1 protein-coding gene is annotated in these 259 nt (G+C 63.3%); it reads right to left on the reverse strand.

Annotated elements, in window-relative coordinates; all coding sequences use genetic code 11:
* The coding region (locus SB765_RS31150; protein ID WP_410932694.1) for a M3 family metallopeptidase at window positions 1–259 on the reverse strand (259 nt) is incomplete at both ends.

A 259-nucleotide genomic window follows, 5' to 3' on the forward strand; every position in this document is an offset into this window, starting at 1 on the left:
AGACCAGGCCAAACAGCCGTTGCGCAAGCGTCAGCAACGCCTCGATCACGTTGTCCAGGGCAAAGTACGCTCGCAAGCTGTCCATGGAGAGCGCCTGCCCAGCCGGGTTTTCGAGCCGATGCAGGTAGCGCCTGGCCCATGGCTGCGCCGTGTCCAGGCCGTTCTTGTCAGCAAGCGCTTGCACGTGCACACGGTGCTTTTCCATGACCGGTTTGACGCGCGCTGCCAGGCCGTGCAGAAAGCGCAGAACCTGGGCAAG

Source organism: Pseudomonas sp. SIMBA_067 (assembly GCF_046534675.1).
In the GTDB taxonomy this organism is placed as follows: Bacteria; Pseudomonadota; Gammaproteobacteria; order Pseudomonadales; family Pseudomonadaceae; genus Aquipseudomonas; species Aquipseudomonas putida.